This is a genomic window from Paraburkholderia megapolitana (assembly GCF_007556815.1).
GTDB classification, from domain to species: Bacteria; Pseudomonadota; Gammaproteobacteria; order Burkholderiales; family Burkholderiaceae; genus Paraburkholderia; species Paraburkholderia megapolitana.
This window is the reverse complement of the sequence record NZ_CP041745.1, coordinates 147476-160181: the sequence shown is the minus strand read 5'-3', so window position 1 is coordinate 160181 and position 12706 is coordinate 147476. Positions and strand designations below refer to the sequence as shown.

General features: G+C 63.7%; 13 protein-coding genes. 10 read left to right on the top strand and 3 right to left on the bottom strand.

Annotation, left to right across the window (positions count from 1 at the left end):
• Positions 1-56: 56 nt before the first annotated feature.
• The 5 genes from FNZ07_RS14045 (at position 57) to hslU (ending at position 5736) form a co-directional block, all read left to right on the top strand.
• Complete coding sequence (locus FNZ07_RS14045; protein ID WP_091019439.1) at positions 57-1253, top strand: class I SAM-dependent rRNA methyltransferase; 1197 nt, start codon at positions 57-59, stop codon at positions 1251-1253.
• A gap of 161 nt (positions 1254-1414) precedes the next feature.
• Positions 1415-2530 carry a CobW family GTP-binding protein gene (locus FNZ07_RS14040; RefSeq protein ID WP_091019437.1) on the top strand — a complete coding sequence of 372 codons (1116 nt, stop codon included), beginning with the start codon at positions 1415-1417 and terminating at the stop codon, positions 2528-2530.
• A 531-nt stretch (positions 2531-3061) separates the two neighbouring features.
• Positions 3062-3481, top strand: a complete 420-nt coding sequence (gene dksA / locus FNZ07_RS14035; RefSeq protein ID WP_091019435.1) for an RNA polymerase-binding protein DksA — start codon at positions 3062-3064, stop codon at positions 3479-3481.
• 365 nt (positions 3482-3846) lie between these two features.
• Positions 3847-4383, top strand: a complete 537-nt coding sequence (gene hslV / locus FNZ07_RS14030) for an ATP-dependent protease subunit HslV (protein ID WP_091019433.1) — start codon at positions 3847-3849, stop codon at positions 4381-4383.
• A 9-nt stretch (positions 4384-4392) separates the two neighbouring features.
• Positions 4393-5736 carry an ATP-dependent protease ATPase subunit HslU gene (hslU, locus tag FNZ07_RS14025; RefSeq protein WP_091019430.1) on the top strand — a complete coding sequence of 448 codons (1344 nt, stop codon included), beginning with the start codon at positions 4393-4395 and terminating at the stop codon, positions 5734-5736.
• A 137-nt stretch (positions 5737-5873) separates the two neighbouring features.
• Here hslU and FNZ07_RS14020 read toward each other — a convergent pair whose 3' ends face one another.
• Genes FNZ07_RS14020 through FNZ07_RS14010 form a run of 3 tightly spaced genes read right to left on the bottom strand, consistent with a single transcriptional unit; the run spans position 5874 to position 8017 of the window.
• Positions 5874-6416 (bottom strand): response regulator transcription factor, encoded by a 543-nt coding sequence (locus FNZ07_RS14020; RefSeq protein ID WP_091019427.1) that lies wholly within the window; start codon positions 6414-6416, stop codon positions 5874-5876.
• Positions 6413-7732 carry an ATP-binding protein gene (locus tag FNZ07_RS14015; protein WP_091019425.1) on the bottom strand — a complete coding sequence of 440 codons (1320 nt, stop codon included), beginning with the start codon at positions 7730-7732 and terminating at the stop codon, positions 6413-6415. Before FNZ07_RS14015 ends, FNZ07_RS14020 begins: the two co-directional genes overlap by 4 nt.
• A gap of 42 nt (positions 7733-7774) precedes the next feature.
• On the bottom strand, positions 7775-8017 hold the full coding sequence (locus FNZ07_RS14010; RefSeq protein ID WP_091019560.1) for a cysteine-rich CWC family protein: 243 nt from the start codon (positions 8015-8017) through the stop codon (positions 7775-7777).
• A gap of 275 nt (positions 8018-8292) precedes the next feature.
• Here FNZ07_RS14010 and argB point away from each other — a divergent pair, with 275 nt between their 5' ends.
• The 5 genes from argB (at position 8293) to metW (ending at position 12705) form a co-directional block, all read left to right on the top strand.
• Positions 8293-9192, top strand: a complete 900-nt coding sequence (gene argB / locus FNZ07_RS14005; RefSeq protein ID WP_091019422.1) for an acetylglutamate kinase — start codon at positions 8293-8295, stop codon at positions 9190-9192.
• 41 nt (positions 9193-9233) lie between these two features.
• Positions 9234-10013, top strand: coding sequence for a pyrimidine 5'-nucleotidase (locus FNZ07_RS14000; RefSeq protein WP_091019420.1), 780 nt, complete (start codon positions 9234-9236; stop codon positions 10011-10013).
• Positions 9991-10698 (top strand): nucleoid occlusion factor SlmA, encoded by a 708-nt coding sequence (gene slmA, locus FNZ07_RS13995; RefSeq protein ID WP_091019418.1) that lies wholly within the window; start codon positions 9991-9993, stop codon positions 10696-10698. Before FNZ07_RS14000 ends, slmA begins: the two co-directional genes overlap by 23 nt.
• 250 nt (positions 10699-10948) lie before the next feature.
• Positions 10949-12094, top strand: a complete 1146-nt coding sequence (gene metX / locus FNZ07_RS13990) for a homoserine O-succinyltransferase MetX (protein ID WP_091019416.1) — start codon at positions 10949-10951, stop codon at positions 12092-12094.
• Complete coding sequence (metW, locus tag FNZ07_RS13985; RefSeq protein ID WP_091019414.1) at positions 12091-12705, top strand: methionine biosynthesis protein MetW; 615 nt, start codon at positions 12091-12093, stop codon at positions 12703-12705. Before metX ends, metW begins: the two co-directional genes overlap by 4 nt.
• The last annotated feature ends 1 nt before the right edge of the window (position 12706 follow it).

Genomic DNA, 12706 nt, shown 5'->3' with positions numbered 1-12706 from the left:
CTCACGTGCTCACAGCCGGCGCACCGCCGTGCTGAATCCCTCTACGAAATGAAGTCATGAATATCGTTACGCTAAAACCGTCGAAAGAAAAATCGCTGCAGCGGCGCCATCCGTGGGTCTACGCGAATGCGATCGATCGCGTCGAGGGCAAGCCGGCGCAGGGCGCGACCGTGCTGGTACGCGCACACGACGGCCGCTTTCTCGCGCGCGCCGCCTATAGCCCGCATTCGCAGATCCGTGCGCGGGTGTGGAGCTTCGACGAAGCCGAACCGATCGATCACGCGTTCTTCAAGCGCCGCGTACAACGCGCGCTCGCGCACCGGCAAACGATGGTGCGCAATACCGGCGCCGTCCGGCTGATCTTCGGCGAGGCCGATGGGCTGCCCGGTCTGATCGTCGACCACTACACCGCCGACGATGGCCGCGGCCAGCTCGTGTGTCAGTTCATGGCGGCCGGCGTCGAAGCATGGAAAGCCGCGATCGTCGATGCGCTGACCGGCGTAACGGATTGCCCGAATGTCTACGAGCGCTCGGACGTGTCGATCCGCGAGAAGGAAGGCCTCGAGCAGATCACCGGCGTGCTGGCCGGCGACGAACCGCCCGAGACGCTGATCGCCAGCGAAAACGGCGTGCGTTATCACGTCGATGTGCGCAACGGCCACAAGACCGGCTTCTACGTCGACCAGCGCGATAACCGCGCGCTCGTGCAGCAGTTCGCCCAGGACCGCGACGTACTGAACTGCTTCTGCTACACCGGCGGTTTTTCGCTGGCTGCGCTCAAAGGCGGCGCAAAACGGGTCGTCTCGATCGATTCGTCGGGCGAAGCGCTGGCGCTCGCGCAGCAGAACGTTGCGGCCAATGCCTTCGATGCGGCGCGCGCCGAGTGGCTCGATGCGGATGCGTTCAAGACGCTGCGGCGCCTCCATGACGACGGCGAGCGCTTCGATCTCGTCGTGCTCGATCCGCCGAAGTTCGCCCCTTCGCGCGAGCACGTGGACCGCGCGGCACGCGCCTACAAGGACATCAACCTGACCGGCTGCCGGCTGCTGCGCCCGGGCGGCCTGCTGTTTACCTACTCGTGCTCGGGTGCGATCGACGCCGAGCTGTTCCAGAAAATCGTCGCCGGCGCGGCGGCCGATGCCCGGGTCGACGCGCGCATCCTGAAGCGTCTTGGCGCGGGCGTCGATCATCCGCTGCTGACCGCATTCCCGGAAGGCGAGTATCTGAAGGGCCTGCTGTTGCAAATCGCCTGATCGCCCTCATTTGCGGCGGATCGCCCCGCGGGCGGCCGTCCTGTGTGGGCTAGCCGCCAAGCAGGGGCTTGACAGGTATGTTTCAATATCTGACCAGGCCGACGCGCATAAGCGCTTTGCGCCCCCGATTCACCGATTTACGTATCCAGACAGGCGACCACATGATTCCCGTCACCATCCTGACCGGCTTTCTGGGCAGCGGCAAAACGACGCTGCTCAAACGCATCCTGAACGAGAAACACGGCATGAAGATCGCCGTGATCGAGAACGAGTTCGGCGAAGAAAACATCGATAACGAGATCCTCGTGCAGGACACGAACGAGCAGATCATCCAGATGAGCAACGGCTGCATCTGTTGCACGATTCGTGGCGATCTGGCCCGTGTGCTCGCCGACCTCGCCGCGCAGAAGCGCGACGGCAAGCTCGATTTCGAGCGCATCGTGATCGAAACGACCGGCCTCGCGAATCCGGGCCCGGTCGCGCAGACGTTCTTCATGGATAACGACATCGCCGACGAATTCCTGCTCGACGCGATCATCACGCTGGTCGATGCCAAGCACGCGAACCACCAGCTCGACGAGCATGAAGTCGTGCAACGCCAGGTGGGCTTTGCCGACCGGCTGTTCATCACGAAGGCCGATCTCGTCGACGAAACCACGCTGGGCGACCTGCGCCACCGGCTACTGCACATGAACCCGAAGGCCGCGATCAAGCTCGTCAACTTCGGCGAAGCGGACATCAAGGAAATCTTCGATCTGCGCGGCTTCAACCTGAACGCGAAGCTCGAGATCGATCCGGATTTCCTCGCCGAAGACGATCACGACCATGATCACGGCCACGATCACGCGCATCACGATCACGATCATGATCATGACCATGGCCACGACCACGACCACGCGAACTGCGACCACGATCATGGCCAATGCGATCATGAAGGCCACGACCACGCGCACGGCCATCACCATCACGCGCACCACGACGACAAGATCAAGTCGTTCGTCTACCGCAGCGATCGCCCGTTCGACGCGAACAAGCTCGAAGATTTCCTCGGCGGCATCCTGCAGATCTACGGCGAGCGGCTGCTGCGCTACAAGGGCGTGCTGTATATGAAGGGCGTCGACCGCAAGGTCGTGTTCCAGGGCGTCCACCAGATGATGGGCAGCGATCTGGCCTCGAAATGGCAACCGGTCGAAAAGAAGACCAACAAGATGGTCTTCATCGGAATCGAGCTGCCACAGGATCTGATCACCGACGGTCTCGACGCCTGCCTCGCCTGAGCGACCGGGTTTCCGCCGCTGTATGCCGGGCCGATGGTCCGGCATACAGTCTGGTGCGTGACGCCCACGAAAACCCTGCAACCGGAAACCTCGCACGCCCATCGCTTTTTGATGGTTGGCGCGTTATATTTCGAGAAATCGGGGCAGGAGGCTCAGATTCCTCCTAGTTGCGGTGCCGCATTGTGATTCAGTTACAATACGTGCCCACTGGAGAATGACAACGAATTGCCCGGCCAGCGCGCATCTTGTGCCAGGCCCGAAAACGGCACCGGAAAATCTCGTCCGGAAAGTATGCCGACATGACCGGCTAGCCAGGCGGCCTGGTAAGCGCGCAACCGGTCAGCATCACCTCGGGAGGATCCGAATCGGTTTCCAGAGGGAGTTCGGCCCCGCATCGGCGCTTCGGCGTCACGACAGCCCACCGTCCGTGTTCGCCAGCGCTCCGTGAGCGTCATCGAAACGCCGTTGCGGGCTACACGAAAGTGCGGGCAATATGTATGAGTTTTGCCTCACATTGAAGAAGCAAGCCAGATGACGACGAAACGACTCTTGACCGAAGCCGAAATCCTGAAGATGAGCGACAAGGATTACATGAATGAGGCTCAGCTCGCTTTCTTCAAGGACCGGCTCGAACAGTTGCAGGCGGACATCCTCCGCAATGCCGGCCAGACGACCGAAAACCTGCGCGAAACCGTGATCGTGCCGGACCCGGCCGACCGCGCGACGATCGAGGAAGAGCATGCGCTCGAACTGCGCACGCGCGACCGCGAACGCAAGCTGCTGAAGAAGGTTCAGCAGTCGCTGGCGCGCATCGAATCGGGCGACTACGGCTGGTGCGAGGAAACCGGCGAACCGATCGGCGTGCCGCGTCTGCTCGCGCGCCCGACGGCGACGCTGTCGCTCGAGGCGCAGGAGCGCCGCGAACTGCGCCAGAAGCTGTTCGGCGACTGACCGCCACGGCGCGGTCGCTCCCGCGCCCCGCTACATTGCTTCGTCGAAAGGCGCACGGTGTTCCGTGCGCTTTTTTCTTTGGGCGCCGGATCGTCGCAGGTGCCAGCAGCAGGTTTTACCGGCTGCCCGCTCCGGTGCCCGTATGTACAAGGCCAGGCCTGGCATGCCGTGCTGCGCCACCGCTGCCTCCGCGGGCTTTTTCCGCCCGATCCGCATCGCCAGCCCTTGATATGGCGGCGCACGCCCTAAAATTGATTCGACATGCGTCGCACGTGCGCGCGCCCTGCGCCGCGCCGTCCGCTCTCCCGCATTTCGCGGTGGCGCAGTGCGCCACCCGTTTTCCCCGTTTTGCAAAAGGAACGCATATGGAGCAATTTCACGGCACGACGATCGTCTCCGTGCGCCGCGGCAACAAGGTCGCGCTCGGCGGCGATGGCCAGGTGACGCTCGGCAACATCGTCATGAAAGGCGGCGCGAAAAAGGTCCGGCGCATCTATAACGGCCAGGTGCTGGTCGGCTTTGCCGGCGGCACGGCGGATGCCTTCTCGCTGCTCGACCGTTTCGAAGGCAAGCTCGAAAAGCATCAGGGCAACCTCACGCGCGCCGCCGTCGAACTCGCCAAGGACTGGCGCACCGACCGCATGCTGCGCCGGCTCGAAGCGATGCTGATTGCCGCCGACGCGCAAACCACGCTCGTCATCACCGGCAACGGCGACGTGCTCGATCCCGAAGGCGGCATCTGCGCGATCGGTTCGGGCGGCGCTTACGCGCAGGCCGCGGCGCAGGCGCTCACCGACAACACCGCGCTCGATCCGCGCGAGATCGTCGAGAAATCGCTCGAGATCGCCGGCAACATGTGCATCTACACGAATCACAACCGCGTCATCGAGACGATCGAGTAAGGACCCACGATGAGCACCATGACCCCTGCCGAGATCGTCTCGGAACTCGACAAGCACATCATCGGCCAAGGCCGCGCGAAGAAGGCCGTGGCGGTGGCGCTGCGCAACCGCTGGCGCCGTCAGCAGGTCGGCGACCCGCTGCGTCAGGAAATCACGCCGAAGAACATTCTGATGATCGGACCGACCGGCGTCGGCAAGACCGAAATCGCCAGGCGGCTCGCACGGCTCGCCGATGCGCCGTTCATCAAGATCGAAGCGACGAAGTTCACCGAAGTCGGTTATGTGGGCCGCGATGTCGACAGTATCGTGCGCGACCTGATCGAGATCTCGGTGAAGCAGACCCGCGAAACCGAAATGCGCAAGGTCCGTACGAAAGCGCAGGATCAGGCTGAAGACCGCATCCTCGACATCCTGTTGCCGGGTGCGCGTCCGGTCGGTTTCGGCTCGGGTTCGCAGGAATCCGCCGGCAGCGAAGACAACGCCACACGCCAGACCTTCCGTAAACGCCTGCGCGAAGGCCAGCTCGACGACAAGGAAGTCGAACTCGACATCGAGATGCCGCAACCGGGCATGGACATCATGGGGCCGCCGGGCATGGAAGACATGACCGAGCAGATCCGCACGATGTTCGCGAATATCGGTGGTGGCAAGAAGGCACGTCGCAAGCTGAAGGTGAAGGAAGCGCTGAAGCTGCTTAGCGACGAAGAAGCGTCGAAGATGCTCAACGACGAGGAAGTGAAGACGAAGGCCGTGCAGAACGTCGAGCAGAACGGCATCGTGTTTCTCGACGAAATCGACAAGATCGCATCGCGCAACGAAGCGGGCGGTGGCGAAGTGTCGCGCCAGGGCGTGCAGCGCGATCTGCTGCCGCTCGTCGAAGGGACGACGATCAATACGAAGTACGGGATGGTGAAGACCGATCACATCCTGTTTATCGCGAGCGGTGCGTTTCATCTTGCGAAGCCCAGCGATCTGATTCCCGAGTTGCAGGGCCGCTTTCCGATTCGCGTCGAACTCGATTCGCTGTCGGTGGGCGATTTCGAATCGATCCTCGTGGCCACCGATGCGAGCCTCGTCAAGCAGTATCAGGCGCTGCTCGCCACCGAAGACGTTCACCTCGAATTCGCCGACGACGGCATCCGTCGTCTCGCGGAAATCGCGTTCTCGGTCAACGAGAAAACGGAAAACATCGGGGCGCGGCGGCTCTATACGGTGATCGAGAAGCTGCTCGAAGAAGTGTCGTTTTCGGCGGGCAATCATGCAGGCACGAGCGTCATGATCGATGCGGCTTATGTGGATCGTGCGCTGAACGAGGTTGCCGGAGACGAAGACCTGTCGCGTTACGTGCTTTAAGGCGCTGCGGTCGCGTTTGATTGCGCACGTAGGTCGCGCGTCGGGCGCATAAACAGAACGGGCGGTCCTGCGAAATTCGCGGGACCGCCCGTTTTTTATTCGGCGGCCTTATCGCAAAGCGGCCGCATCCACAACGTTCACTGCTTGACCGGCCGCTTCGCAAGCTTGCGCTGCAGCGTGCGCCGATGCATGTTCAGCGCACGCGCGGTCGCCGAAACATTGTTGCCGTTCTCAGCAAGCACCCGCTGAATGTGCTCCCACTCGAGCCGCGCCACCGACAGCGGCACCGGATTCTCAATCGCCTCTTCCGCCTGCAACGCACTCGCTTCGCTTTGCAGCGCCGCCAGAATCGTCTCGACATTGGCCGGCTTCGCGAGATAGTTGTCCGCGCCGTCCTTCACCGCCTGCACCGCGGTCGCGATGCTCGCGTAGCCGGTCAGCACCAGCATCCGCGCATCGGGCTGCAACTCGCGCAGCGGCGCGACCAGATTGAGACCGGAATCGTCGCCGAGATGCAGGTCGACGGTGATCTGGCCGAACTTCTGCTGGTTCGCGAGCCGGATCGCTTCGTCGGCGCTATGCGCTTCGGCAACGATGAAACCGCGCCGCGTCAACCCGCGCGCGAGGATGCCGGAAAACACCTCGTCGTCATCGATCACCAGGAAATTGTTGTCGCTCATACTTCTTTCTCCACAGGGGTCGGCGCAGAGCCCGTTCGGCTCGCGTCCAATGAATCGCGTGCCGCCACCGGCAGCCGCAGCACCGCGCGCGTGCCGCGCGGCTTCGTATCGCGGACGTCGGTCAACTCGATCGATCCGCCGAGCCGCACCGCCGCCGAAAACGCCAGATAAAGACCGACGCCATGTCCGCCTTGCGTGCTGTCGACCGGTATCGCACCAAGCGACCCACGCAGCGACGACGGAATGCCTGGTCCCTTGTCGCACACTTCGAATTCGACGAAATCGCCGCGCACCGTCGTCACCGCGGCCAGCGTCACGCTGTCGCGACTTGCGCGCGCTGCGTTGTCGAGCAGGATCGTCAGGATCTGGCCGACAGCGACAATGTCGCCTAGTGTGGCGTCGTCGGGCAGCGTGCCGAGCAGCTGAAACTTCACATGGGGATGGCGCAGCCGCCATTGCTCCGCGAACGAATCGAGCCATTCGGCGACGGTCTGCCGGCTGCCCGGCAACTCGCTGGTGGCCGCGCGGCTGCGCAGGCGCGCGAGCGCCGAGGTGCACAGCGTCAGTTGCTGCTCGAGCAGGTCGAGGTCGGTGGCGTAGGGCGCGAGACCGTCGTCGGTGCGTGCGGCGTCGCGCAGTTCTTCGGTGAGCATTGCAATCGTCGACAGCGGTGTGCCGATCTCGTGTGCGACGGTGGCGGCCTGCACACCGAGCGCCACTGCACGCTCGTCGCGCAACAGGCGCTGCTGCGCGTCGCCGAGCGCCGCTTCGCGCTGCCGCAGCGCACGCGACATGCGCGCGACGAACCACGCGATCAACCCGACGCTCACCATGAAGTTCACCCACATGCCGGCGCGGTAGTAATCGAACAGGTTGGCCGGATTGTCGAGATTCAACGGCACCGAGTCGAAGCCGAGCACCGCGTAACAGGCAGCGGCGAACACCGCGAGCCAGATCATCAGATGCCACGGCAGCACAGCCGCCGCGATCGCCAGCGACGGCAGATACAGCGACACGAATGGATTCGTCGTGCCGCCCGACAGGAACAGCAGCGCCGACAGCGCACCGAGGTCGACCCAGATCTGGCCGAACAGCTCGAGATTCGATTCGGGCCGCGCGCGCGCGACGCGCAGCCAGGTCAGCGCGTTGAAGGCCGCCTCGAGGCCGATGACGAGCAGCATCGCCGGCAACGGCAGATGCACGCCGATGAAGATCTGCACGAAGGCGATGGTGCCGAGCTGCCCGATGATGGCAAAGCAGCGCAGCCAGAAGAGGTGGCCGAGATTGACGCGGCCGGTGTTGGTGAAGCGATGCATGCAGTCAGTCTGTCTACGTAGTGGCGCCGCGCGGGCAGCCGTTCATTGCGCCTCGGGCGCCTCGGGCACCACCCGGGCGCGCGCGATTTCGTCGGCGAGACACTCGGGGCACAGGCAGGCGCGCCCGGCCTTGAGCCGGTTGGCCGGCAGCGCGGGCATCGAGCGGCACCAGCAGTCGGGTGCGCCGGCGGCCGGCTCGGCCCGCATGCCGCAATCGAATGCACGGCCGCAGCGCGGACAGCGGCCGCTGGCGGCACTGCGCGGACGATGGGCCGACGCATTCATAAGAAGTCGAAAATATGACACCGACGAGGGCGACCCGGACATGATGCCACGTCCGCCCGCCGCCCACATGCCCTCCGCCAGCGACAAAACAGCGCTCCGGCGCCGTCCGGCCCGGTAAAAGGGGCGACTGGCGGCAGCCGCAAACGCCGCGCGTGGCGCAGTGCGGAAAAAGACTGCAGCGCGCCGCCAACACCCGCGTGGAAAAGGCTGTTGCAGCGCGCCAGTCCTGTACAATTCGCGCTTGTTTCAACTGTTCCGTGCCTGAGCCAGCCGCCATGTCCGAACTTCCCGACCTTTCGCAGATCGCGCCCCGCCTGAAGGCTGAAATCCTCGCCGAGGCACTACCCTATATCCGCCAGTATCACGGCAAGACCGTGGTCATCAAATACGGCGGCAACGCCATGACCGAAGAGCGTCTCAAGCAGGGCTTCGCGCGCGACGTGATCCTGCTGAAACTCGTCGGCATCAATCCGGTCATCGTGCACGGCGGCGGTCCGCAGATCGACCAGGCGTTAAAGAAGATCGGCAAGCAGGGCACCTTCATCCAGGGCATGCGCGTCACGGACGAAGAGACGATGGAAGTCGTCGAATGGGTGCTCGGCGGCGAAGTGCAGCAGGACATCGTCACGCTGATCAACCACTTCGGCGGCCACGCGGTGGGGCTCACGGGCAAGGACGGCGGCCTGATTCACGCGCGCAAGCTGCTGATGCCGGATCGCGACAACCCCGGTCAGTACGTCGACATCGGCCAGGTCGGCGAAGTCGAGGCGATCAACCCAGCGGTGGTGAAAGCGCTGCAGGACGATGCATTCATTCCGGTCATCTCGCCGATCGGATTCGGCGAAGACGGCCTGTCGTACAACATCAACGCCGATCTGGTCGCGGGCAAGCTCGCGGTCGTGCTGAACGCCGAGAAGCTGGTCATGATGACCAACATCCCCGGCGTGATGGACAAGGAAGGCAACCTGCTCACCGACCTGTCGGCGCGCGAAATCGACGCGCTGTTTGCCGACGGCACGATTTCCGGCGGCATGCTGCCGAAAATCTCGTCGGCACTCGACGCCGCGAAGAGCGGCGTGCGCTCGGTGCACATCATCGACGGCCGCATCGAACACTCGGTGCTGCTCGAAATTCTCACCGAACAGCCGTTCGGCACGATGATCCGCTCGCATTGAGCCGGCAACTGAGCGACAAACTGGATCGGCCCCGGCAATCGATGCGCATTTCCCGCCCACGACGCCGGCGCCCCCGCATTGAATCGGGCAAGCCCGTCTGGCTGTTCGACCTCGACAACACACTGCATCACGCGTCGCACGCGATCTTCCCCGTTATCAATCAGGGAATGACGCAGTACATCATCGACACGCTGCAGGTCGACCTCGACGAAGCAAACCGTCTGCGCACCGGCTACACGAAGCGCTACGGCGCAACGTTGCTCGGTCTGACACGCCATCACCCAATCGACCCGCACGACTTCCTGAAGGTCGTGCACACGTTCCACGACCTGCCTTCGATGGTGCGCAGCGAGCGCGGCCTCGCGCGGCTCGTCGCCGCGCTGCCCGGCCGCAAGATCATCATCACGAACGCGCCCGAAGCGTATGCGCACGCGGTCTTGCAGGAGCTCGGCATCGAGCGGCTGTTCGAACGCGTGATCGCCATCGAACACATGCAGCACGGCGGTGTCTGGCGTGCCAAACCCGATGCTTCGATGCTGCGCCGTGCGATGCGCGACGCGCATGTGTCGCTTGCCGACGCGATCCTCGTCGAAGATACGCGCAGTCATCTGAAAAACTACCGGCACCTCGGTATCCGCACGATCTGGATCACCGGTCACCTGCCGAAGCAGTCGCGCCGCGACGGCGTAGCCGCGCCGCTACCGGGCACGGGCCGGCCGCACTATATCGACTGGCGCATCCGTTCGCTAAAATCGTTACGATGGGGCACCCGCCACGGGCGATTGAGGGGCGACACACATGCAACCGACTCACAAGCATGACGAAGCCGTAACCGAAGACCCGACAGGAACAACCGGAGCAACCGCCGCCGCGGCCGCGGCGGCCAGCGGCGGGCGCGCCGTGCGCCTGAAACCGGGCGAGCGGCGGGTCCACATCCTGCAGATGCTCGCCACGATGCTCGAGGCGCCGAAAAGCGAAAAAATCACCACGGCGGCGCTCGCCGCACGGCTCGGCGTATCGGAAGCGGCGTTGTACCGGCATTTCGCCAGCAAGGCGCAAATGTTCGAAGGACTGATCGAATTCATCGAGCAGACCATCTTCGGACTGATCAACCAGATCGTCGCGAAAGAGCAGAACGGTGTGTTGCAGGCCCGTTCGATCGCCCTGATGTTGCTCAATTTCTCCGCGAAGAACCCCGGCATGACCCGCGTGCTGACCGGCGAGGCGCTGGTCGGCGAACACGAACGGCTCACCGAACGCGTCAACCAGATGCTCGAGCGTGTCGAGGCGTCGCTCAAGCAATGTCTGCGGCTCGGACTGATGGACTCGAACGCGCGGGCCGACAGCGCTGCGGCCGTCCCGCTGCCCGCGGACTACGATCCTGCGGTACGGGCGAGCCTGCTCGTCAGCTATATCGTCGGGCGCTGGCATCGCTATGCGCGCAGCGGCTTCGTGCGGATGCCGGACGAACATGCCGATGCCCAGCTGCGGCTGATCCTGCAGTAGCCGGCGCTGTCGCGCGGATTTTTCCGCTATACTTTGCGCTCCTTTGCTGTTCGCCGGCCCTGTCGGTGTCATACAGCAGCGCGCCGATTTGCTGACTCGATTGCGGGCGCGCGAACCTCCCGGCCTGTGTTGCTTGCCTGGCCCTGCGGTTCACTATAAATGCGGCTAAAGAGGTCGTCAGCCGCGCATCCCGCTTCCTTCCCGCGCATCGCCGACGCCGTTTAGCCGCCCCTGTCAGAAGGCGGATTGAATGGAATCGATCGGAATCGTCGTTCCCCAGAAAATGCATTTCTCCGAGCCGCTGCTCATGCAGAACGGCAGCTCGCTAGCCGGCTTCGACCTGATGGTCGAAACCTACGGCACGCTCAACGCTGCGCGCAGCAATGCCGTGCTCGTCTGTCATGCGCTCAACGCGTCGCATCATGTGGCGGGGGTGTATGAGGGCGAGCCGAAGGAAGTCGGCTGGTGGGACAACATGGTCGGCCCCGGCAAGCCGCTCGACACCAACCGCTTCTTCGTCATCGGTGTGAACAACCTCGGTTCGTGCTTCGGCTCGACCGGTCCGATGAGTATCGATCCTGCAACCGGCGAGCCGTACGGCGCGCGCTTTCCGGTCGTCACCGTCGAAGACTGGGTCAACGCGCAGGCGCGCGTCGCCGACACGTTCGGCATCGAGCGCTTTGCCGCGGTGATGGGTGGCAGTCTGGGCGGCATGCAGGCGCTTGCGTGGAGCTTGATGTATCCGGAGCGCGTCGCGCACTGCGTCGTGGTCGCGTCGACGCCGAAGCTGTCCGCGCAGAACATCGCATTCAACGAAGTCGCGCGCTCGGCGATCCTGTCGGACCCCGACTTCCACGGCGGCAACTACTACGCGCATAACGTGAAGCCGAAGCGCGGCCTGCGCGTCGCGCGGATGATCGGCCACATCACCTATCTGTCCGACGACGACATGGCCGCCAAATTCGGCCGCGCGCTGCGTCGCGCAGAAGGCGCCGAAGACGCGTACAACTTCAACTTCGACGTCGAATTCGAAGTGGAATCGTATCTGCGCTATCAGGGCGACAAGTTCGCCGACTACTTCGACGCGAACACCTACCTGCTGATCACGCGCGCGCTCGATTACTTCGATCCGGCCAAAGCGTTCGACGGCGACCTGACCGCCGCGCTCGCGCACACCACCGCCAAGTATCTTATTGCGAGCTTCTCGACCGACTGGCGCTTCGCGCCCACACGCTCGCGCGAACTGGCCAAAGCGCTGCTCGATCACAAACGCCAGATCACCTATGCCGAGATCGACGCGCCGCACGGCCACGACGCGTTCCTGCTCGACGACGCCCGCTATCACAACCTGATGCGCGCCTACTACGAACGGATTGCCACCGAGGTGAACGCATGAACCAGCGCGCACTCGATTATCTTGCGACACGCCCCGACTTCCGCGCCATCGCCCGCTGGGTCGAACCGCGCTCGACGGTACTCGATCTCGGTTGCGGCGACGGCTCGCTGCTGTCGCTGCTCACCGAAGAGCTCGAAGTGTCCGGCTACGGCATCGAGATCAACGACGCCGGTGTGCTGGCGTCGACAAAGAACGGCGTGAACGTGATCCAGCAGAATCTCGAAGACGGACTACGTCTCTTCGAAGACGGCAGCTTCGATTTCGCGATCCTCTCGCAAACGCTGCAGACCATCCACCAGACCGCCGCGATCCTGCGCGAAACGGTGCGGGTCGGTCGCGAATGCATCGTGTCGTTTCCGAATTTCGGCTACTGGGCGCACCGCCTGTCGGTCTTGCGCGGCCGCATGCCGGTGTCGAAAACGCTGCCGTTCCAGTGGCACAACACGCCGAACGTGCGCGTGCTGACGATCCGCGATTTCGAGGCGCTGGCGCCCGAAGTCGGCATCGAAATTCTCGACCGGGCGGTGCTGCACGGCGGCCAGGCGGTACGTTGGGGGGTGAACTGGCGTGGTAGTCTTGCGGTCTATCGCGTCAAGAAAAGCTCACGCTGAA